The 21,612-nt window shown below is 70.6% G+C and carries 18 protein-coding genes and 1 riboswitch; of the genes, 9 read left to right on the top strand and 9 right to left on the bottom strand.

From position 1 onward, the window contains the following. The first annotated feature begins 355 nt into the window (after positions 1 to 355). Both ACZ6R6_RS44890 and mgrA read left to right on the top strand, forming a co-directional pair. On the top strand, positions 356 to 2,416 hold the full coding sequence (locus ACZ6R6_RS44890) for a S9 family peptidase (protein WP_470103182.1): 2,061 nt from the start codon (positions 356 to 358) through the stop codon (positions 2,414 to 2,416). Continuing rightward, positions 2,413 to 3,441 (top strand): L-glyceraldehyde 3-phosphate reductase, encoded by a 1,029-nt coding sequence (gene mgrA, locus ACZ6R6_RS44885; protein WP_470103181.1) that lies wholly within the window; start codon positions 2,413 to 2,415, stop codon positions 3,439 to 3,441. The genes ACZ6R6_RS44890 and mgrA overlap by 4 nt, the downstream gene beginning before the upstream one ends. A gap of 74 nt (positions 3,442 to 3,515) precedes the next feature. On the opposite strand, the gene ACZ6R6_RS44880 is transcribed toward mgrA, so the two are convergent. Continuing rightward, the gene (locus ACZ6R6_RS44880) at positions 3,516 to 5,942 is read right to left on the bottom strand and encodes a lysylphosphatidylglycerol synthase transmembrane domain-containing protein (RefSeq protein WP_470103179.1); all 2,427 of its coding nucleotides are present in this window, start codon (positions 5,940 to 5,942) and stop codon (positions 3,516 to 3,518) included. 73 nt (positions 5,943 to 6,015) lie between these two features. Between ACZ6R6_RS44880 and ACZ6R6_RS44875 the strand changes: the two genes are divergently transcribed. The 3 genes from ACZ6R6_RS44875 to ACZ6R6_RS44865 all read left to right on the top strand — a co-directional run bounded on the left by ACZ6R6_RS44875 (position 6,016) and on the right by ACZ6R6_RS44865 (position 10,405). Next, a complete protein-coding gene (locus ACZ6R6_RS44875; RefSeq protein WP_470103177.1) occupies positions 6,016 to 6,453 on the top strand; it encodes an RpiB/LacA/LacB family sugar-phosphate isomerase in 438 nt (145 codons plus the stop codon). A gap of 304 nt (positions 6,454 to 6,757) precedes the next feature. Further along, entirely contained in the window at positions 6,758 to 8,314 is a 1,557-nt protein-coding gene (locus tag ACZ6R6_RS44870; protein WP_470103175.1) for a M28 family metallopeptidase, read from the top strand. Positions 8,315 to 8,389: 75 nt separating this feature from the next. After that, complete coding sequence (locus tag ACZ6R6_RS44865) at positions 8,390 to 10,405, top strand: molybdopterin-containing oxidoreductase family protein (RefSeq protein WP_470103173.1); 2,016 nt, start codon at positions 8,390 to 8,392, stop codon at positions 10,403 to 10,405. On the opposite strand, the gene ACZ6R6_RS44860 is transcribed toward ACZ6R6_RS44865, so the two are convergent. From ACZ6R6_RS44860 to ACZ6R6_RS44850, 3 genes are all read right to left on the bottom strand, one after another. Continuing rightward, positions 10,383 to 11,174, bottom strand: a complete 792-nt coding sequence (locus ACZ6R6_RS44860) for an alpha/beta hydrolase (RefSeq protein WP_470103171.1) — start codon at positions 11,172 to 11,174, stop codon at positions 10,383 to 10,385. The two genes, ACZ6R6_RS44865 and ACZ6R6_RS44860, sit on opposite strands and share 23 nt — an antisense overlap. Positions 11,175 to 11,374: 200 nt before the next feature. After that, positions 11,375 to 11,824, bottom strand: a complete 450-nt coding sequence (locus ACZ6R6_RS44855; protein WP_470103169.1) for a GNAT family N-acetyltransferase — start codon at positions 11,822 to 11,824, stop codon at positions 11,375 to 11,377. 482 nt (positions 11,825 to 12,306) lie between these two features. Continuing rightward, complete coding sequence (locus ACZ6R6_RS44850; RefSeq protein WP_470103167.1) at positions 12,307 to 13,626, bottom strand: erythromycin esterase family protein; 1,320 nt, start codon at positions 13,624 to 13,626, stop codon at positions 12,307 to 12,309. A gap of 268 nt (positions 13,627 to 13,894) precedes the next feature. On the opposite strand from ACZ6R6_RS44850, the gene ACZ6R6_RS44845 reads away from it, so the two are divergent. After that, a complete protein-coding gene (locus ACZ6R6_RS44845) occupies positions 13,895 to 14,359 on the top strand; it encodes a hypothetical protein (protein WP_470103165.1) in 465 nt (154 codons plus the stop codon). 24 nt (positions 14,360 to 14,383) lie between these two features. Here ACZ6R6_RS44845 and ACZ6R6_RS44840 read toward each other — a convergent pair whose 3' ends face one another. The 4 genes from ACZ6R6_RS44840 to ACZ6R6_RS44825 all read right to left on the bottom strand — a co-directional run bounded on the left by ACZ6R6_RS44840 (position 14,384) and on the right by ACZ6R6_RS44825 (position 16,537). Continuing rightward, entirely contained in the window at positions 14,384 to 14,851 is a 468-nt protein-coding gene (locus tag ACZ6R6_RS44840; protein WP_470103163.1) for an SRPBCC family protein, read from the bottom strand. A gap of 42 nt (positions 14,852 to 14,893) precedes the next feature. Continuing rightward, positions 14,894 to 15,262: a VOC family protein gene (locus ACZ6R6_RS44835; protein WP_470103162.1), complete on the bottom strand. Its 369-nt coding sequence runs from the start codon at positions 15,260 to 15,262 to the stop codon at positions 14,894 to 14,896. A gap of 64 nt (positions 15,263 to 15,326) precedes the next feature. After that, a complete protein-coding gene (locus tag ACZ6R6_RS44830; protein WP_470103160.1) occupies positions 15,327 to 15,650 on the bottom strand; it encodes a DMT family transporter in 324 nt (107 codons plus the stop codon). A 16-nt stretch (positions 15,651 to 15,666) separates the two neighbouring features. Next, a riboswitch (guanidine-III (ykkC-III) riboswitch) is annotated at positions 15,667 to 15,732 on the bottom strand. Then, positions 15,728 to 16,537 (bottom strand): class I SAM-dependent methyltransferase, encoded by an 810-nt coding sequence (locus ACZ6R6_RS44825; RefSeq protein ID WP_470103158.1) that lies wholly within the window; start codon positions 16,535 to 16,537, stop codon positions 15,728 to 15,730. It overlaps the preceding riboswitch by 5 nt. Before the next feature lie 205 nt (positions 16,538 to 16,742). Here ACZ6R6_RS44825 and ACZ6R6_RS44820 point away from each other — a divergent pair, with 205 nt between their 5' ends. From ACZ6R6_RS44820 to ACZ6R6_RS44810, 3 genes are all read left to right on the top strand, one after another. Then, entirely contained in the window at positions 16,743 to 18,566 is a 1,824-nt protein-coding gene (locus ACZ6R6_RS44820) for an acyl-CoA dehydrogenase (protein WP_470103156.1), read from the top strand. A gap of 204 nt (positions 18,567 to 18,770) precedes the next feature. Continuing rightward, a complete protein-coding gene (locus tag ACZ6R6_RS44815) occupies positions 18,771 to 19,505 on the top strand; it encodes an NUDIX hydrolase (protein WP_470103155.1) in 735 nt (244 codons plus the stop codon). Further along, the gene (locus ACZ6R6_RS44810) at positions 19,502 to 20,467 is read left to right on the top strand and encodes a lipopolysaccharide kinase InaA family protein (protein WP_470103154.1); all 966 of its coding nucleotides are present in this window, start codon (positions 19,502 to 19,504) and stop codon (positions 20,465 to 20,467) included. Before ACZ6R6_RS44815 ends, ACZ6R6_RS44810 begins: the two co-directional genes overlap by 4 nt. 146 nt (positions 20,468 to 20,613) lie before the next feature. On the opposite strand, the gene ACZ6R6_RS44805 is transcribed toward ACZ6R6_RS44810, so the two are convergent. Next, positions 20,614 to 21,522 carry an LLM class F420-dependent oxidoreductase gene (locus tag ACZ6R6_RS44805; RefSeq protein WP_470103152.1) on the bottom strand — a complete coding sequence of 303 codons (909 nt, stop codon included), beginning with the start codon at positions 21,520 to 21,522 and terminating at the stop codon, positions 20,614 to 20,616. Positions 21,523 to 21,612 lie beyond the last annotated feature (90 nt).

The raw sequence follows: 21,612 nt of genomic DNA, 5'->3' as shown, positions 1-21,612 counted from the left end.
GTTGTGCCTTTATTCTTTCAGGCCCGCTTTTCCGTGTCAAACCCGCCCGTTTGGAACGACTTGACTTGATCTAGCTGGCCCTACCGGAATTCCGGTCGCCCCGTTTCCGGAGCAACCCCTCAAACTTACCAGCCTCTGAGCGGCTCTGCGAACCGATCTTTGAAACCGTCGAGTTTCAGGGGATTGTCGACAAACACGGTGCAGACCACGCTGAAGTCACCGGAGTGATTGGAGTGGTTTGCGCCGGACCTCGCCGACATCGAAAGATTAGCAGTCCCTCAAGACCGCTTGAGACCGAACGGCGAAGCCCGCCGAGATCAGGGCCGGGCCCGGCGGGAAACATAGACTCGGCTGGGTGAGCAGCCAGACGCCGCCTACGGCGAAGAAGGTTCCCAGCGAGCGCGTGCACCACGGGGACACCGTGGTCGATGACTACGCGTGGCTGACAGTCAAGGACGACCCCGAGACGATCGCCTATCTGGAGGCGGAGAACGCCTACACGCAGCAGGCGACCGCCCACCTCAAGCCTTTGCAGGAAACGATCTTCCAGGAGATCAAGGACCGGACCCTGGAGACGGACCTCACGGTCCCCACCCGCAAGAACGGCTGGTGGTACTACTCCCGGACCGAGGAGGGAAAGCAGTACGGCATCCAGTGCCGGGTGGCGGCCGACGGTGAGGCGCCCCCGGAGCTGGAGGCGGGTGAGGCGCTCCCCGGCGAGCAGATCCTGCTGGACGGCAACGAGCTGGCCGGAGACAGTGATTTCTTCTCCATCGGCACCAGCGCGGTCAGCCCCGACGGCACCATGCTGGCCTACTCCGTCAACTTCACCGGCGACGAGCGCTTCACCCTGAGGGTGAAGGACCTCACCACCGGGGAGACCCTCCCCGACGAGATCTCCGGCATCTTCTACGGCGGCGCCTGGTCGGCCGACGGCACCGCGTTCTTCTACACGACCGTCGACGACGCCTGGCGGCCCAACCAGGTCCACCGGCACACCATCGGCACCGAGGCCAAGGACGACGTCCTCGTCCACGAGGAGGGCGACGAGCGGTTCTGGATCGGCATCGGGCTCAGCCGCAGCGAGCGCTACCTCGTGCTCTCGGCCGGGAGCAAGATCACCAGTGAGATCCGCATCCTTGAGGCGGACGACCCGACGGGCGAGTTCCGCCTCGTCCGGCCCCGGGAGACCGGTGTCGAATACGGCGTCGACCACGCCGGCGACCACTTCCTGATCCTGCACAACAAGAACGCGGAGAACTTCGAGCTGGCCACCGCGCCGCTCGACGCCCCGGGTGACTGGACCCCGCTGATCGAGCACCGCGCCGACACCCGGCTGCTCGACGTCGACGCCTTCCAGAGCCACACCGTCGTGCACTTCCGCCGTGAGGGCCTCACCGGCATCCGCGTCCTGCCCGGAGACGCCGAGCCGTACGAGATCTCCTTCCCGGAGCCGATCTACGACGTGTCGCCCGCGGGCAACCCGGAGTTCACCGCCGAACGGCTCCGCCTCGGCTACACCAGCATGATCACCCCACCCTCGGTCTACGACTACGACCTGCGGACGCGCGAGCTGATCCTGCTGAAGCAGAAAGCCGTGCTCGGCGGCTACGACCCGGCCGGCTACGAGCAGTTCCGCGAGTGGGCCACCGCCTCCGACGGCACCCGTGTCCCCATCTCGATCGTGGTCAGGAAGGGCACCGAGCGGCCCGCGCCCACCGTGCTGTACGGCTACGGCAGCTACGAGATCTCGATCGACCCGTCGTTCTCGGTGGCCCGGCTCAGCCTGCTCGACAGGGGCTTCGTCTTCGCCATCGCGCACGTCAGGGGCGGCGGCGAGATGGGCCGCCGCTGGTACGAGGACGGCAAGTTCCAGAAGAAGAAGAACACCTTCACCGACTTCGTCGCCGCCGCCGAGCACCTCAAGGCGGAGGGCTGGTCGAGCGCGATCGTCGCCCGGGGCGGGTCGGCCGGCGGGCTGCTGATGGGCGCGGTCGCCAACCTCGCGCCGGAGGCGTTCGCGGGTGTGGTCGCCGAGGTGCCGTTCGTGGACGCGCTGAACACGATCCTCGACCCGTCGCTGCCGCTGACCGTCATCGAGTGGGACGAGTGGGGCGACCCGCTGCACAACGCCGACGTCTACGGATACATGAAGTCCTACTCGCCCTACGAGAACGTGGACGAGCGGGTCTACCCGCCGATCCTCGCCATCACCAGCCTCAACGACACCCGCGTCTTCTACCACGAGCCGGCCAAGTGGATCGCGAAGCTGCGCGACACCGCGGAGGGCGGACCGTTCCTGCTCAAGACGGAGATGGGCGCCGGGCACGGCGGCCGCAGCGGCAGATACGACTCCTGGCGCGAGGAGGCGCTGACCCTCTCCTGGATCCTCGACACAGCCAAGGCGGACCGGTGACCTACATCGCAGCGGACGACAGATACGACGGGCTCCAGCCGTACAACCGGGTCGGCAAGAGCGGGCTCAAGCTGCCGGCGGTCTCTCTGGGGCTCTGGCACAACTTCGGCGACGACAAGCCCTTCGAGACCCAGCGGGCCATCCTCAGGAGGGCCTTCGACCGGGGGGTGACCCACTTCGACCTGGCCAACAACTACGGCCCGCCGTACGGCTCGGCGGAGAGCAACTTCGGCCGGCACTTCCGGGAGGACTTCGCGCGCTACCGCGACGAGCTGGTCATCTCCACCAAGGCCGGATACGACATGTGGCCCGGCCCCTACGGCGAGTGGGGATCGCGGAAATACCTGCTGTCCAGCCTCGACCAGTCGCTGAAGCGGATGGGGCTGGACTACGTCGACATCTTCTACAGCCACCGGTTCGACCCGGACACGCCGCTGGAGGAGACGATGGGCGCGCTGGACCACGCGGTCCGGTCGGGCCGGGCGCTCTACGCGGGCATCTCGTCCTACTCCCCGGAGCACACCGCCGAGGCCGCCCGGATCCTGCGCGAGATGGGCACGCCGCTGCTGATCCACCAGCCGTCCTACTCGATGATGAACCGGTGGATCGAGGGCGGGCTGCTCGACGTCCTGGAGGAGGAGGGCGTGGGCTGCATCGCGTTCTCGCCGCTGGCGCAGGGCATGCTGACCGACCGCTACCTCAACGGCGTCCCCGAGGGGTCGAGGGCCTCGCTGGGGCGCTTCCTCACCCCGGAGATGCTCACCGACGAGAGCATGCGCCACATCCGCACGCTCAACGGGATCGCCGAGCGGCGCGGCCAGTCCCTCGCGCAGATGGCGCTGGCGTGGGCGCTGCGCGACCGGCGGGTCACCTCGGTGCTGATCGGCGCGAGCAGCGTCCGGCAGCTGGACGACAGCCTCGGGGCGGTGGAGAACCTGTCCTTCACCGATGAGGAGCTGGAGACGATCGACAAGGACGCGGTCGAGGCGGGCATCAACATCTGGTCCCGCTCCAGCGAAGCCTGATCTCCCGGGGGCCTCCCGGGAGGCCCCCGGGAGGGGTCACGTCCCGGGAAGGTCACAGGGATCTCCCCGGGCCGCTACAGGGCCTCGTGTCGCTGCAGGTAGGTGAACGAGGCCCAGCCGGGCAGCACCGGCAGCCAGAAGGTGAGCAGCCGGAACAGCAGCACGGCCGAGGTGGCGATCTCGGGGGAGAGTCCCGAGAGGGACAGGCCGGCCGTGAGGGAGACCTCGACGGCCCCCAGGCCGCCGGGGGTGGGGGCGGCGGAGCCGATGGCGTTGCCGGCGAGGAAGACGATGGCCACGGCGGCGAAGCTGAGGGAGCCGCCGAAGGCGCGGACGCTGGCGTCGAGGCAGAGCACGAAGAAGATGGTCAGCAGCAGGGTGCCGCTGAATCCCTCGATGATCTTGCGGGGCGACTGGAGCACGTCCAGCAGGCGCGGGATGACCCCGGAGAACAGCGACCGGATGCGCGCGGTGACCAGCCGGCGCAGGCGGGGGACGGACACGGCGACCAGCACCAGCACGGCCACGGCCAGCATGATGAACACCAGCGTGCGCGACGGGGTGAAGGACGTGGCCGCGCTGGAGCCGGTGATGTAGGCGAACAGCAGCAGCAGCGTGATGTGGAAGCCCAGGCCGATGAGCTGGGAGGCGCCCACACTGGCCACCGCCTGACCCGGAGGGATGCCGCGTTTTTGCAGGTAGCGGGTGTTGATGGCGACGCCGCTCACCGCGGCCGGGGCGACCAGCTTCACGAACGACCCGGCGAACTGGACGAGCACGGTGCGGCCCAGCGGGAGCTTCTCCGGCACGAAGCCTCTGAGCATCAGCGCGGCCGCGACGTAGCTCAACATCGAGGCGACCAGGGCGACACCGGTCCAGCTCCACTTGGCCGAGCTGATCATGTTCAGGTTGATCTGGGTGATGTAGTAGACCAGGAAGTAGGCGGCGAAGGCGCTGGCGATGATGGTGATGAGAGTCCGCGGGCGGAAACGCTCCAGGCGGACCTCCTCGACCTCGACCTTGGGTTTGAGCTCGACGATCCGCTCACGGATCTCGGTCAGCAGCTCCTTGTCCTTGCTGAGCGCGGCCCTGGTCTCGCGGGTGAGCGCGATCCGCTGGAGCAGCGGGAGGGCGCCGGCCAGCGTGTTCGGCCCGGCGACGGAGGCGGCCGCGCGGACCGCGCGCTCGGCGCCGACGCGCAGGCTGAGGTAGGTGAGCAGCTGGGCGATGTCGAGGCGGAGCAGGAGGTCGCCGGCGGCGATCTCACCGCTGCGGGCGTCCATGAGGACGACGCGGCCCTCGTCGTCGACGTGGATGCTGTCGCCGGTCAGGCGCCGGTGCGCGAGCCGCTGGACCTGCAGGAGCAGGACCTGCTCCCAGATCTGGGCGAGCAGGTTGTCGTCGATCTCGTTGTCGGGGATGTCGGACAGCGCGCGGGTGGCGGTGTGCTCGTAGGCGAGCAGCGCCGCCTCGGTGCCGATCTCACTGGTGCCGACGAGTCGGGGGGTGCTGGCCCCGGCGGCCTGCGCGGCGTACGCCATCAGGGCTTCGCGCTCCAGCTCGGCGCGGAGGGAGCGGATGGCCCGGCGGCGGGTCTCGGTGTTGAGCCGGATCCGGCGCCAGAGGCGGTAGAGCAGGCCGGCGACCTGGCGGTCGCGGTCGAGGACGGTGACGTCGAGGCGGGTGCCGTCCTTGAGGCCGATGGCGTATCGCCGACTGCTCTGGTGGTCGTCGTCGAGCCTGCGGGCCCGGACCGGGACGTATCCCAGCTTGGCGACCGCCGCGACGATCGCACTGCCCGGCGGGCGGGTGTTGGGGCTGCCCACGCCGTACAGGGTGGCGTAGCCGACGGCCAGGCCGACCAGGATGGAGACGACGACGCCGAGGATGGTGGCGGCGGTGGCGGCGAACAGCGCGATCGCGTTGAGCGCGACCGCGCTCCACAGGGCGGCGCGCCAGGTGGGCCGGCGGGAGATCCGCACCGCGGTGACGTAGGCGATGATCGAGGTGAGCAGCGTGTTGAGCGGCTCGACCCCCTTGCGGCCACCGGTCAGCAGCAGCCGCAGGTCTTCGGGGCCGGCGCTGAGCAGCCACTCGCCGAGTGCGAAGGACAGCACCATCCCGGCGATGGCCGCGAACAGGCCCTCCGCCACCCGGAGGCCGTCGCGGTGGAAGACCCGCTCGATCGCGTAGGCGATGGGGACGCCCAGCATCGCCGCCCCGCTCAGCACCCCGGCCAGGCCGCTGAGCAGGAACGGCGCCCGGTTCGTGCCGTCGATGACGTCACTTTCGAGGCCGTTGAGCGTCTTCTTGGCGACGAGCGCCAGCAGCACCACGGCCACCAGCACGAGCAGGGTGGCCAGGAAGCGCAGGAGATCGGACGGCCTGCGGATCCGCTGTGGGAGCAACGGCTCGACGACGAGCACGACGGAATCGTCGCCCGTCGACGACCCCTTGTCGTTGGCGGGCGAAACTCTGCCGCGTTCTCTGATTTTCGTCACCGCCAGCGATTCTGCACGTTCCGCATTACAGGTGCGTCACCGATCTTCTCTTCCAGTGTCCACAATCGGAGGTATGCGTATCTCACTGGCCTCCGACAGTCTCGACGGTATAGCTCCCATCCTGATACCTGAGATCCGGAGGAGAGGCCACACGGTGATCACACACGGCGCCCTGGCGGGCGAGCGCGCCGACTGGGCGTGGTGCTGTTCCCGTGCCGCCCAGGACGTCACCTCGGGCGTGGCGGACCAGGCGATCGTGTGCTGCTGGACGGGGACCGGCGCGTCGATCGCGGCGAACAAGGTGCCGGGGATCCGGGCGGCCCTGTGCGTGGACGCGGCGACGGCGGCCGGGGCCCGGCGCTGGAACGACGCCAACGTGTTGGCCGTCAGCCTCCGGCTGACCTCGGCGCCGCTGCTGGAGGAGATCCTGGACGCCTGGTTCTCGGGCGGTGCCAGCGCCGACGAGACCGACCTGGCGAACATCGCCTACCTATCCGAGATTGAGAATTGACTCTCGGACCTGCGGCGATGGTGGCCCGTCGGGGCGACGGCCTGAAAAGCTGATCATCATGCGCTGCAGCCGGACCGCCGCCGCGGTCCTCCCGCACCCGGCGCCCCCGGCCGCACGCGCTCACGCCCACGACACCACGACCGTCAAGTGGGGCCGGAGAACGTCCCGAAGGCTGATTCGACTCCGCTCGATAACAAATGTGGAGCCAGTCGTTAAAGATCGCGATTACCCCTACTACCGTCCGTCTTATCGCGATCGCGGGGGGATTTCCTGCTCCACTCTCGCCAGTGCTAGAGGAGTTTGCATGCGCGCACGTGTCCACAAGGGCCTGCTGGCCTCGATCGCCGCGGCTTCGGCCATGGCCCTGCCCGTGACCTCCGTCACTCCGGCCGTCGCCGCCGAGCCGGACCCCCAGGCGTTCAGCCGGTCGGTCAAGGCCCCGGCCGTCAAGCGGCACGTGGTGAAGCTCCAGCAGATCGCCGACGCCAACGGCGGCACCCGGGCGTCGGGCACCCCGGGCCACGAGGCCTCGGTCGACTACGTGGCGGGCAAGCTGCGTGCCGCCGGATACCAGGTCACCCTGCAGGAGTTCGAGTTCCCGTTCTTCCGTGAGGTCACCAGGACCGTGCTCAACCGGGTCTCGCCCGAGGCGAAGACCTACGTGCGCAACACGGACTTCCGGACCATGACGTACTCCGGTTCGGGCAACGCCACGGGGACCGTGCAGGGGGTGGACCTGGTCCTGCCGCCGAGCCCGACCCCCAGTTCGAGCTCCGGCTGCGAGGCGAGCGACTTCGCCGGGTTCACCCCGGGCAACATCGCCCTGCTCCAGCGCGGCACCTGCAACTTCCAGGTCAAGGCCGAGCTCGCCGAGGCGGCCGGCGCCTCCGGTGTGATCATCTTCAACGAGGGGCAGCCGGGTGAGGGCCCCGACGACCGCCGGATCCTGCTGAGCGGCACGCTCAACGCGCCCACCACCCACATCCCGGTCGTCGGCACCACCTTCGCCGTCGGCAACGAGCTGGCCGCCGCCGGGACGACCGTGACGCTCACGGCCGACACCGAGGGCGACCCGCACCGCAAGACACGCAACATCCTCGCGGAGAGCCGCTGGGGCGACCCGGACAAGGTCGTCATGCTCGGCTCCCACCTCGACAGCGTCGCGGAGGGGCCGGGCATCAACGACAACGGCTCCGGCAGCGCGGGCATTTTGGAGACGGCGCTGAAGGCGAGCCGCCTGCCCACCAAGAACAAGCTCCGCTTCGCCTTCTGGGGCGCCGAGGAGCTGGGCCTGCTCGGCTCCAAGCACTACGTGGCCGGCCTGTCCGCCGAGGAGAAGGCGAAGATCAAGCTGTATCTGAACTTCGACATGATCGCCTCGCCGAACCACATCTTCGGGATCTACGACGGCGACGACTCCGACGCGACCGGCGCCCCGGCGGGTCCCGCGGGCTCGGACAAGATCGAGAAGCTGTTCGAGTCGTACTTCACCGCGCTCGGCCAGCCGTACACCGGCACCGACTTCACCGGCCGCTCCGACTACGGCCCCTTCATCGGAGTGGGCATCCCCGCCGGTGGCCTGTTCACCGGCGCCGAGGGCATCAAGACGGCCGAGGAGGCCACCAGGTTCGGCGGTGAGGCCGGGGTCGCCTACGACAAGTGCTACCACCAGGCGTGCGACACCATCGTCAACGTCAACGACAAGGCGCTGGCGGTGAACACCGGCGCGATCGCGACGGCGGCGTTCGTCTACGCCCACAGCCTCGACCTGCCCGGCGGCGGCGCCCCCGGTGGCAGCCGGCCGGGGACCGGCGGCGGCGGTCTCGGGCACGACCACGACCACGAGGGCGTCCCCATGTGACACCGGCCGATCGGGCGGGGGGACGCGGCCGGACCGGCCGCGTCCCCTTTCACGCACGCGGCTAAAGTCGAGGGCATGTCTCAGGATGAACTTCGGGTCCTGGGCGCCTGTCCGCTGGACTGTCCGGACACGTGCTCATGGGTGGTGACCGTCCAGGACGGCAAGGCCGTCAAGATGCGCGGCAACCCCGACCACCCCTACACGCGCGGCGCGCTCTGTGTGAAGGTCAACCGCTACCTTGAGCACACCCGGGCGCCCGACCGCATCCTCCACCCGATGCGGCGGGTGGGCCCCAAGGGGTCCGGCCGGTTCGAGCGGATCAGTTGGGACGAGGCCCTGGAGGAGATCTCCGTACGGCTGCGCGGGATCATCGACGAGCACGGCGGCGAGGCGATCTGGCCGTATCTGGGCACCGGCACGCTGGGCTACATCCAGGGGTCCGAGGGCGCGGCGGGCCGGCGGTTCTGGAACGTGCTCGGAGCCTCCAAGCACTTCCTGAACATCTGCTCGATGGCGGGCAACGTCGGGCTGGCCCGGACCAACGGCACGCCCGGCGGGATGGACCCCGAGACGTTCGCCCTGTCGAAGCTGATCCTGCTGTGGGGCACCAACACGCTGACCAGCGGACACCATCTGTGGAAGTTCATCCAGGACGCCCGCGCGGCCGGGGCGCACGTGGTGGCGATCGACCCGGTCCGCACCCGCACCGCCGAGCAGGCCGACGAGCACCTGCCGATCCGGCCCGGCACCGACGCGGCCCTGGCGCTCGGCCTGCTGAACGTGGTCCTGTCCGAGGGGATGGAGGACCGCGACTACCTGGAGGAGCGCACCAGCGGCTGGGAGGGGTTCCGCGAGGAGATCCTGCGCCATCCCCCGGAGCGCGTGGCGGAGATCACCGGGCTGCCCGAGTCCGACATCCGCGCCCTGGGCGTACGGCTGGCGCACACCCGGCCCACCGGCATCCGCGCCACGATGGGCCTCCAGCGGCACGCGGGCGGCGGCACCGCGATGCGCGCGATCGCCGCCATCCCCGGCGTGACCGGCGACTGGCGCCGTCCCGGCGGCGGGATCGCCTACTCCACCAGCGCCTACATCCACCTGAACATCGACACGCGCGAGGACCTGCTCGCCCGGCCCGTCCGGCAGCTCACGATGACCCGGCTGGCCGAGGGCCTGGACGAGTCGGTGAAGTGCCTGTGGGTCTACGCGGCCAACCCGATGGGCTCCACCTCCGACCAGAACCGCATCCGCGAGAAGCTGCTGCGCGAGGACCTGTTCACCGTCGTGATGGAGCAGTTCCCGACCGACACCGTCGACTACGCCGACATCGTGCTGCCCGCGACCATGCAGACCGAGCACATCGACCTGCACGCGGGCTACGGGCACATGTATCTGATGTGGAACGAGCCGGCCGTCGAGCCGCCGGGCGAGTGCCTGTCCACCATGGAGACGTTCCGGCGCCTGGCCAGGCACATGGGCCTGACCGAGCCGTCGCTGTACGACTCCGACCTGGAGCTGGCCGAGCAGCTGCTCGCCTCGGGGCACCCGTCGCTGGAAGGCATAACGGTCGACCGGCTGCGCAAGGAGGGCTGGGTCCGGCTCAACGTGCCGCAGCCGTTCACGCCGTTCGCCGACGGCTTCCCGACGCCCTCGGGGAGGCTGGAGTTCGGCTCCGGGCCCGCCTACGTCCCCCCGCACACGGCCTCCGCCGGACACGGTCCGTACCCGCTGGCGTTGATCACCCCGGCCTCCCACACGTTCCTCAACACCACCTTCGGCAACAACCCCGAGCTGCTGCGGCGATCGAAGGGGCCCCGGATCCTGGTCAGCCCGGCTGACGCCGCGCAGCGGGGGCTGAGCGACGGGCAGCCGGCGCGGGTGTTCAACGACAACGGCGAGTTCGAGGCCGTGGTGGAGATCAGCGACCGGGTACGGCCCGGCGTGGTGGCCTCCGCCAAGGGACACTGGCGAAAGCTGAGCCCCGGCGGCGCGACGGTGAACGCCGTGGTGGACGAGCGCGACGCCGACATGGGCCGGGGCGCCGTCTACCACGACAACCTGGTCGAGCTCAGCCCTTGTGCTTCTCGATGAAGGTCACGACGGCCTGGAGCGCCTTCGGCCCCTGGTCGCCGGTGAACAGCTCGCTGGCGTGGGCCCCGCCGGAGAGGACGAGCATCTGGCGGTCGGCTGACTTCACGGCCTCCTCGTAGACGACCTTCAGCATGTCGAGCGGGGCGTCGGGGTCGTCGTCCCCGGTCACCTGGAGGAAGGGGGCCCTGAGCTCGCCGACCTCCCCCGGCTGGATCGTCCCGGAGATGCTGATGACCCCGGCCGGCGGGGGCTTCAGCTCTCCGGCCGCGAGCAGGGAGAGCCGTCCGCCCATCGATCCGCCGACCAGGAACACCTTCTCCGCGCCCGCCTTGCGCAACCGCTCGGCCATCGCGACGGTGTCCTCCTCGGGGGCCGCCGTGTTGTTCCGGTCGAACAGCAGGACCCGGTGTCCGGCGGTGACCAGCCGGTCGGCCAGCGGGAGCCAGGTGCACACGGTGCCCTGACGCTCGTAGGAGACGACCACTCCCACGGGCCCCTTGCCCATGATCACGCCCTTGGTGGTGGTGCCGCCGCGCTTGTACTCGAAGAGCTCGCCTGTCTTCTCGGTGACGCAGCCGTCGATGCCCGCCTCGGCGGAGCTCTCGGTGGAGCTGGGGACAGGGCTCGCGGCGGGGGTGGGGGCGGTGCTCCGGGTGAGGGCCGGCCCGGGCTGCGCGGTCGCCGGGCCCTCGGCCTGGCCGCCGGCCGTGCTCCCGCATGCCGCCAGCAGCACGGCCAGTGCCCCCAGGCCCAACGCGTGTCGTCCCATCGCTGTCCTCGTCAATTCGCTCTCCCTGTCGGCGCGGACGGATTCTGTCAACGTGGACGGATTCTGTCGGCGCGAGCGGATCTTGTCGACGTGGACGGATTCCGCCGGCGCGGGCGGAGCCTGTCGACGTGGGGCGGAGCCCGCCGGCGTGGACGCCTCCTGCCGGTGCGGGGCGGAGCCCGTCGACGTGGGCGGAGCCGTCAGCTCAGCGTGAGCTTGTACCCCTCGTGGGAGGCGACGAAGCCGAGGGAGTCGTAGAACCGGTGGGCGTCCTTGCGCGCCTTGTCGGTGGTGAGCTGGACCAGCGCGCAGCCGCGGGCCCGGCCGCGCTCGACCGCCCACTCCATCATCTGGCGGCCCAGGCCCCTGCCGCGCAGGGCGGAGACGATCCGGACCGCCTCGATCTGCATCCGGAGCGCCCCCCGGCGGGAGATGCCCGGGATGTAGGTGAGCTGCATGGTGCCCACGACCTCACCGTCCAGCTCCGCCACGATCAGCTCGTTGTTGGGGTCGGCGTCGATGGCCTCGAAGGCGGCGCGGTGCTCGGCGCCGAAGTCGCCGGTGCGGGCGGCGGAGATGGTGTCGTCGGCGATCATGCCCACGATCAGCGGGACGTCCTCTATCCGGGCGGTACGGAAGTTCACTGCCATGGCGGCCAACTTATCGGGGGTACGGAGCCCAGGGGCGGGTCAGGGTATTCCTCCCTGCTGCTGTATCCGGGGCCGACGGCAGGGCACCCTCGATGCGGATGCGGGGCGTCTTCGCCCCCTCCAGAACCGGCACCCTGACGTCCAGCAGGCCCAACACCTCCTCCTGCCGGTCCAAGGCCATCTCCGCCAGGCGGGAAGTCACCAGGTCGACGAGGTCGGCGGGCCATCGCCCCCAGCCGGTCAGGATCGCCCAGCAGGGCGACCACCTCAGCCCAGCCCCTGGCCTCCATGTCGTCGGCGCGCGGGTTCGGGCATGAACACCTGGGGCCGCCTGTGGCGGTCCCCGCCGCCCCCGACACTGCAGAACCTTGATGCCTCCGCTTCGCGGGCCGGGCAGCCGTGAGTCTGTCCACAGGGGGCGACCGGATTCAGGCCGATTCCCCGCTACGCGGCCAGCTCAGGGGCGAGAGCGTCAAGCATCCTTACAGTGGGTTGGCCGCCTTGACACGGTGGAGGTGAACCACGATGTCGTACGCCTGGCCCAGGGCCTGCGGCGCCTTGAACATATCGGGGAGGTAGGTGGCCGGCACGTTGAACGTCGGACGGGCGGTGTCGAGCCACTTCCGCGTGGCCGGGTCACGCTCCGCCTGGCGCAGGCTCACGTAGTAGTCGCGATGGCGCACCTTGTCGAGGACGTGCTCGTTGCTGTCCGGCCCCGCAACACCCGTGTCGAAGTTCTCCGTCTTGCCGTTGTCGGGATTGATGGCCCGGAATCCGCCGCTGTGGATGGAGGTGCCGATGGCGACGTAGGAACGCCCGGCCATGGCACGCAGCTGGGCCCCCTGGGTGACGGGGTAGTGCTGCGGGTAGGCGGAGACGTAGGTCAAGTGCCCGTTGTGCGCGGCGGCCACGATCTTCAGACCGGTGTGCCGCTTCCACCACATGGTGTTCTCCGCCATGAACCGGTCGCGGTTACGGTGCAGTTCGGACCCCTCCGAGGCGTACATCGTGGTCATCTGGGAGATGACGCGGGCCTCCTGGATCACGTACGGGCTGACCTCGCCGGCCTTCTCGACCAGGTGGTAGGCGGCTTCGGCGTCCTTGGCCAGGGCCTTGAGCTGCTCCGGGGGAAGAGTCGCCAGCGCGTTGGTCCGTTCCTTCGCGTCATCGGGAAGGGCGAGCAGCTTCGCGTAGCGGCGGCGCAGTTCGGGCAGGATCGAAGGCTCGTGCTCCTCGGCCCAGCCGAGGACCCGCCGGTACTGCTGCGGGTTGACGTCGCTGATGTCGAAGCCCATCACCCGCAGCTTGGTGCGGGCGGTGCGGTTGTAGTCGCGCATCCAGGAGTACAGGTCCAGCCACTCCTCGGTACTCCACACGCCGCCGGTGGTCTGGCCCTCCTCCTTCAGGATCGTGCGCAGGTCGCCCTTGCCGGTGCGCACGTACTCGTCCAGGCGGACGCCGGCCGACCAGGGCGCCTCCAGCGCGAGGGTGGTGAAGCCCTGTGTGGTCGCCAGGTGCTGGAACAGCCGGTGCCGCAGGGTGAACAACTCCTTGGAGCTGTGGGTGGCCTCACCGATTCCCACGATCTCCGCGTCACGGACCAGCGCCGACAGCGCCTTCAGGTCATATCCCGGCGTGTCCGGCTGTGTGCTGCGCAGCGGGTGGGCGTGACGCTCAAGGCCCGCGACGACCCGCTCCTCCGGCGTCTCCGACGCCAGCGCGGGAGCGGCCAGGGCGGGAGCGGCCAGGGCGCCCAGAGCGACGGCCACCAACAGGCCGCGACGCAGGGGGGTCTTCTTCATGGTTGATCCTTACATCGGTGTGACCGGACGCTCATAAAACTAGGGATCGGCGCCGGACGTTTCGATCCAGCAGGCTGGTCCATCGTGGTGGCGCTGGCCCCACCCCCTCGGGGGGACACCGTGCCGAGCGAGGCTCCCTGCGCCCTGGCTGCCCCCGGTGCCCGGGTCACGCCACCAGCGCGAACGGCACCCCCGATACAACGGCTAGGGGAAGGATCAGGGTTGCTCCCCGATGTGGACAAGGGGCGCGGAAGGGCAGTCTGATGCCATGAACGACGAACTGACTCGACGTGACGAGATGTCCCTCGCCGGAGCGGCCCTGCGCGGGGCGCCGTGGAAGGCCGCCGCGGTGACCGGCGGCGTGGCCGCGGCCGCCAGCTTCGGCATGGGCCTGATCCTGGGGGACGCCAGCCTCACCTGGGCTCTGTCGCTCGGCATCGGCCTGTTCACGCTGATCGCGGCGGTCGGCTCGGTCAGCAGGCCCAAGGCCGGTGACCGGGTGACCCGGCAGGCCCGTCTCTGGGCCCTGCGCCACCCCTGGCGGTTCTCTCTCTACCCGGCGCTGGGCGCCGCCGCGCTCATGTATCCCGTGCAGCTGATCGTCGACGACGAAGGCGTCTTCGGCGCGGCGCTGGACGCGCTCCAGGGCGGTGTCGCGGTGTATCTGATCACCGCCGTCCTGGCCCTGACCCTCAGGGGACGGGGGCAGTCGTCCCTGCCGCACGGTGGCTGAGCGGGTCGGTCCCGCCGGCGGCTCTCACGCCCGCTCGGCCACCCGCTTGATGCCCTCCAGGGTCCGCCGCATGTTGGCCTCGTTGTGGGCGACCCGGTCCCGGACACCGGTGACGAGCCCTCCGATGACCCGCATGAGGGGGTTGCGGGTGGTCCAGGTGCTCTGCTCCACGTGGCAGCCCGTCTCGGTGGGCGTGATGCCGAAGCGCCAGACGGCCACGTGGATCAGGCCGGCGGCCTGGACGTGATAGGCGAAGGCCCGGCCGGGCTCGGCGGTGATCACCGTGCAGAGGGTGGACCAGCGCCGCCGCCCGTGCCTGTTGTGCCCGCGGAACCTGGCCCCGGGCCGCGCCTCCCGGACCGGTCCGACCCATCGGGCCCGCTCGCACTCGACGTTCCAGTCACCCATGTCGGTGATGCCGGTGACCAGGTCGTAGACCACCGCGGGCGGCGCCGCGATCTGGATGCTCACGGACGCGCTCGGGGGGCTCATGACCGCAGCATGTCCGACAGAACATCACTCCGGCAAGGGCTGCTACGCCTTCTCGTACCCCGCGCGGCAGACGCAGAACTCGTTGCCCTCCGGGTCGAGCATGGTCACCCAGCCGGTGCCGTCGGGGTTGCGCCGGTCGTCGTGGACCGTGGCGCCGAGCCCGAGCAGCCGCTCGACCTCCTGGTCGCGGGTGGTGCCCTCGGAGCCGGTGACGTCCAGGTGGACACGGTTCTTGACCGTCTTACCCTCCGGGACCCGGATGAACAGCATGTTCAGCTTGCCCTGGAGAAGGATCTCGTCGTCCTCCTTGCCGCCGTCAGGGTGGATCACCCAGCCGGTGGCCTCGCTCCAGAAGGTCGCCAGCTCGTACGGCTGGGCGCAGTCGAAAGTCACGAAGTGAACGTCAATCATGCGCACACCCAATCGCGACACCACCTAAGTCGTCAAACCGGTTAGCCGTGGCGCCCGCGTGGGATCAGTGCCCGCCGCCGGCGAGGTTGAGGCCGACGACTCCGGCGAGGATGAGGGCGATCGAAGCGATCTTGAGGAGCGACACGTCGTCGCCCAGGAACAGCATGCCCAGCGACGCGGTGCCGACGGCGCCGATACCGGTCCAGACGGCGTAGGCCGTACCGACTTCGAGGCTCTTGAGACCGATCGCGAGCAGGCCGAAGCTGAGCACGGCGAAGACGACGAACCCGACGCTCGGCAGCGGCACGGAGAACCCGTGGCTCATCTTGAGCGAGTAGGCCATCGCGACCTCGAACAGACCCGCGACGATGATGATGACCCAAGCCATGACGGCTCCCTCCACAGGAGCGTCGTCTTTTCAGGCCGGGTACGGCGCGTCTCGTCCGGGAGCCTCCCGTCGGGGGCTCATCTGCTGGAACGCCGCGGGTCTCCTTCTGATTCCCACCAGAGTGTGAACCACCGCTCGCGCGGCAGCGGCCACATGTCCAGCTCGACCACCGCCGCGATGACCTCCCCGGCCCGGTCCCGACCGAGACAGAGCCGCCGGCAGGCGCTCTCGGCCAGCTCCTCCAGCGTGCCGAAGCGGCTCAGCGGGGCCGGCCGCCACTCGTGGCGGACCTCGTGGCCGAGCGCCTCCGCGACGGCGATCACGTCGTGGGCCGTGGGCCGCTCCGGGCGGCGCAGGCCGTGGAAGTGCTCCCACAGGGGGGTGAGCCAGCTCATCGGATGACGCTCGGTGAGCTCCAGGACGACCCGGCGGCGGGCGTGGCCGGACAGCTCGGCGAGGAAGGCCGCCAGGTCGGGCACGTTGTAGACGACGTGGGCGGCGACCGCCACGTCCGCCGTCGGGGTCTCGGCCGCGACGTCGGGCCACCGGCCCCGGACGGTCCGGACGGGGACGCCCAGCGCGTCCGCCCGGGACGTCAGCTCGGCCAGCATGTCGGCGGAGGGATCGACCGCGATCAGCTCCCCCAGGCTTCCGGCCAGCGGCAGCGAGGCGGCCCCGGCGCCGGCGCCGACGTCCAGCAGGGTCCCCCCGGCCGGGAGCGCCTCGGCGGTCCGGGCGAGGGTCGGCCCCTCCGGTTCCGCGAGCGCGAGGTCGGTCCGTCCGGCGAACCGGGCCGGCGAATGCCCCCAGGGGTTCTCCGGCGCCCGCGCCACGATCTCGTCGGGGATGGCCCACTGGGCGAGGTCCGATCGCCACTGTTCGTCCATGCGGCCGAGCTTAGGAAAATTCGCCGGGCCGGTCGATCAACGTCAGGGCCGGGAGTCGCCCAGGTCACCTGACCTTCCCCGGAGGAGTGTGACAAACGTCCTATCAGTACGGTTTTCTAGGGGTTACTGACGGGTAGCATTGTCGGTAAGGTTACTGGCCAGTATGTAAGAGTCCCGGTTCCCCCGGTTTCAAGGAGCAGACCCCATGGGCCACTACAAGAGCAACATCCGTGACCTGGAGTTCAATCTCTTCGAGGTGTTCGGGCGCCGGGACATCCTGGGCACCGGCCCCTACGCCGACCTTGACGAGGACGTCGTGCGGACCATCCTCGACGAGGTCAACCGCCTGGCGACCGGCGTGCTCGCCGACTCCTTCGAGGAGGGCGACCGCAAGCCCCCGGTCTTCGACCCCGCCACCGGCACGGTGACGATGCCGGAGGGCTTCAAGAAGTCCTTCGCCGCCTACCGTGACGCCGGCTGGACCAACATCGGCCTGCCCGCCGAGATGGGCGGCCCCGGCCTGCCCAACAGCGTGAACTGGGCGCTGGCCGAGATGGTCCTCGGCGCGAACCCGGCGATCTGGATGTACGCCAGCGGCCCGGCCTTCGCCCACGTGATGCACGCGATCGGCACCGAGGACCAGAAGCGCTACGCGCAGCTGGCCATCGACAACCAGTGGGGCGCCACCATGGTGCTCACCGAGCCCGACGCCGGTTCCGACGTGGGCGCCGGCCGCGCCAAGGCCGTCCGGCAGCCCGACGGCACCTGGCACATCGAGGGCGTCAAGCGCTTCATCACCAGCGCCGAGCACGACATGGCCGACAACATCTTCCACCTGGTCCTGGCCCGCCCCGAGGGGCACGGCGTGGGCACCAAGGGGCTGTCGATGTTCCTGGTCTCGAAGTATCACGTGGACCTGGAGACCGGCGAGCTCGGCGAGCGCAACGGCGTCTACGTCACCAACGTCGAGAAGAAGATGGGCCTGAAGGTCTCCACGACCTGCGAGCTCACCTTCGGCGAGAAGCACCCGGCCGTGGGCACGCTGATCGGCGAGGTGCACGAGGGCATCAAGCAGATGTTCATGATCATCGAGCACGCCCGGATGATGGTCGGCACCAAGGCGATCGCCACGCTCTCCACCGGCTACCTGAACGCCCTGGAGTACGCCAAGGCCCGCGTGCAGGGCGCCGACCTCACCCAGATGGCCGACAAGTCGGCGCCGCGCGTGACCATCACCCACCACCCGGACGTGCGCCGCGAGCTCATGCTCCAGAAGTCGTACGTCGAGGGCATGCGGGCGCTGGTCCTGCTCACCGCCACCTACCAGGACGCGGTGCAGATCGCCGGCTTCGAGGGCCGCCGCGACGAGCACGCCGAGGCGATGAACGACCTGCTGCTCCCGCTGGTCAAGGGCGTCGGCTCCGAGCGCTCCTACGAGCTGCTGGCCCGGTCGCTGCAGACCCTGGGCGGCTCGGGCTACCTGCAGGACTACCCGATCGAGCAGTACATCCGGGACGCCAAGATCGACTCCCTCTACGAGGGCACGACGGCGATCCAGGGCCTGGACCTGTTCTTCCGCAAGGTCCTGCGCAACCAGGGCGTCGCCCTCGGCACGCTGTACGGCGACATCAAGTCCTTCGCCGCCTCCGAGGCCGGCAACGGCCGCCTCAAGGAGGAGCGCAAGCTCCTCGACGAGGCCGCCGACGAGGTCAAGGCCATGGCCGACACCATGGCGGGCTGGGCCATCGGCTCGCTGGAGGCGCCGCAGGAGGTCTACAAGGTCGGCCTCAACACCACCCGGTTCCTCCTCGCCCTGGGCGACCTGGTGATCGGCTGGCTGCTGCTGCGCCAGGCCGAGGTGGCACTGGCCGCGCTGGGCTCCTCCGACCGCGACAAGCCCTTCTACACCGGCAAGGTCGCCGCGGCCTCGTTCTTCGCCCAGACCGTCCTGCCCAGGCTCGCCGCCGAGCGCCGCGTGCTGGCCGCCACCGGCCAGGACCTGATGGAGCTCCCGGAAGAGGCCTTCTGACCTCTCCCACCCCGGCCACCTGCTCCCGCGGCAGGCCAGACGAGGGGCGTCCCTGTTCCGCAGGGGCGCCCCTCGCCCGTTTCCCCCGCCCCGCCCCTCCCCGCGCAGAGTCCCCCGTCCCTCCGCACGGACGCGGGGAGGCGCGTTGACACACGAGACAAGTTATTCTCATACTGAGATTATCTTGGATGGGGAGGACATGTGATGGACGGATCCCAGTTCCCGGCCGGCTACGATCCGCGGGCCTTCCCGGCGGTCGCGGTGACGGTCGACGTGGTGGCGTTGACCATCCGCCAGGGCGCGCTGCAGGTGCTGCTGGTCGAGCGGGGCGAGCAGCCCTACGCGGGACGGTGGGCGCTGCCCGGGGGGTTCATCCGGCCGGGCGAGGATCTGCCGGAGGCCGCGGCGCGGGAGCTGGCCGAGGAGACCGGACTCACCCCGCGGGCGCACATCGAGCAACTCGCCAGCTACGGGGCTCCGGAACGGGACCCCCGGATGCGGATCGTGTCGGTCTCCTACCTGGCCTTCGCGCCCGACCTGCCCGACCCCCGCCCTGGTACGGACGCGGCGGACGCCGCCTGGCACCGCGCCGACCGGCTGCCGGAGCTGGCCTTCGACCACGACCGCATCCTCGGGCACGGGCTGGAGCGGGCGCGGGACAAGCTGGAGTACACCCCGCTGGCCACCACGTTCGTGGGCGAGACGTTCACGATCTCCGAGCTGCGCGGCGTCTACGAGGCCGTCTGGGGCCTGCCGCTGCACGCGGGCAACTTCCACCGCAAGATCCTGTCGGTCCCCGGATTCGTGGAGAGCACCGGGGAGACCACCGAGAGCGGCGGAGCCCGGGGCGGCCCCCGGGCGAGGCTCTACCGGGCCGGCGACGCCCGGCTCCTGCACCCCGCGCTGCTGCGGCCCGCCCGCGAGGAGGAGGTCAGATGACCACCACGGCCGAGGCGGTCGCCCTGGTGGCCGCCGCCCGCACACCGGACGACCTGTTCGGCCGGGAGGCCCCGCACCGGGCGTACCGTCGGCTGGCGCGGCTGCTCCATCCCGACCTCGCCTCCGGGCCGGACGCCGCGACGGCCTTCGTCAAGCTCGCGGGGCTGTGGGCGGCGCGGGACCGGGCCGGCCGGGCCGCCGAGACGGTGATCACCACCAGGCGCGGCGCCTACCGGCTCACCGGCGTGTTCCGGCGCGGAGCCTCGGCCGTGCTGTACGGCACCGACGGCGACACGCTGCTCAAGATCCCGCACAGCCACGCGGACAACGACCTGATGCGGCGCGAGGCGGAGGCGCTCACGACGATCGCGCGGGACGGCGATCCGCTGCTGCTGCCGTACGTGCCCCGCCTGGTGGAGTCCTTCCGGCACCGCTCGGGCGGGGTCGAGCGGCAGGCCAACGTGATCAGCCGGGCGCCGGAGGGGTTCGTGAGCCTGACGGAGATCGCCCGGCGGCGTCCGGCGCTCGACCCGAGGGACGTCGCGTGGATCTGGCGGCGGCTGCTGGTGGCGGTCGGGACGGCCCATCGCGCGGGGGTGGTGCACGGCGCGGTGTTCGGGCACCACGTGCTGGTCCACCCGATCGACCACGGGTTGATCCTCGTCGACTGGGGCCAGTCGGTCCCGCTGGGCAGGCCGCTGACCGCCCTGGTGGCCCGGCACCGCGACGACTACCCGCCCGAGGTCCTCGCCAGGAGACCGGCGACCCAGGCCACCGACATCCACCTCGCCACCCGCTGCGTCGCCGCGCTCATGGGTGACCACGTCCCCGCCCCGATCCGCGCCTTCGTCCGGGGGAGCCTGGCGGGCCCGCCGCGCGACGCCTGGCGGCTCCTGCGGGAGCTCGACGACCTGCTCGACGACCTGTACGGCCCCAGGAGGTACCGGCCCCTCCACCTGTGACCTCCGCGGGACCTCCCGGGGCCGCCGCACAGGACCTCCCGGGGCCGTACGGGGGCCCTCCGGGGCCGGCCGTACGGGGGCCCTCCGGGGGGGCCGTACGGCGGGCGGGCGTCACGCCTGGGCACAGAGGCGACGCAGCGGCGGTTTCATGTCCCGTCGCGGAGGGAGGCCAGGAGCTCGATGGTCCGCGCCTGTTCCCGCCCGCCGCCGAGCGGGCTCACCAGCAGCTCCGTCGCCCCGGCCGCGGCGTACCGCCGGAGCTCCCTCGCCACGGCGGTCTCGTCTCCCGCGACGACCGTCTCGTGCACCCCGGACATGCCCTGCCGGTCGAGCATCGCCCGGTAGCTGGGGAGCTGGGCGGCGGATCCCACCTGGTCGGCCACCTGCCGCCGGACGCCGTCCGGGTCGGAGGTGACGCTCGCCATGACCGCCGCCACGATCCGGGGGGCGGGCCGTCCCGCCTCCGCGGCGGCCCGGGTGATCGACGGCCGGATGTGGCCGGCGATGGCCTCCGGGCCCGTCCAGACGGTCACCGTGCCGTCGGCGAGCTCACCGGCGACGCGCAGCATGACCGGCCCGAGTGCGGAGACCAGCACGGAGGGCGCTTCGGCGCCGGGCACGTCGACCCGGCCCACCGCCGTGAGGGTCCGCCCCCGATATTCGACGTGCTCGCCGCGGAGCAGCGGCCGCAGCGCCGACAGGTATTCGCGGACGTGCCGGGCCGGCCGGTCGTAGGAGTGGCCGAACTGCCCCTCGACGATCTGCCGGTGGCTCGGCCCGATGCCGAGGGTGAGCCGGTTGCCGCCGGCCGCCTGCGCCGTGAGCGCCTGTCCGGCCAGCGCGAGCGGGTGCCTGGGGTAGGTCTGCACCACCGCGGTCCCCAGGTCGATGCCGGGCACCCGCTGCCCGGCGAGCGCCAGCACGGCCAGCACGTCCCAGGAGGTGAGCTGGCTGAAGAACGCGCTGTCGAGCCCGGCCTCCGCCGCGGCGCGCACCTGGCCGATCATCTCCTCCAGGCTCAGCCCGGCGCCGCTGATGTACAGACCTGCTCTCATGGGCCCTCCAAAGTGAAGCGGATCCTCATCTTCCGGTTAGCCCACGCTACACTAACCTGAATATTCGATTCCGCTTGTCCGGGATCCGGC

This window comes from Streptosporangium sp. NPDC048886 (assembly GCF_055586905.1).
Note: the sequence above shows the minus strand (reverse complement) of the source record. Positions and strands in the feature narration are given on the sequence as shown.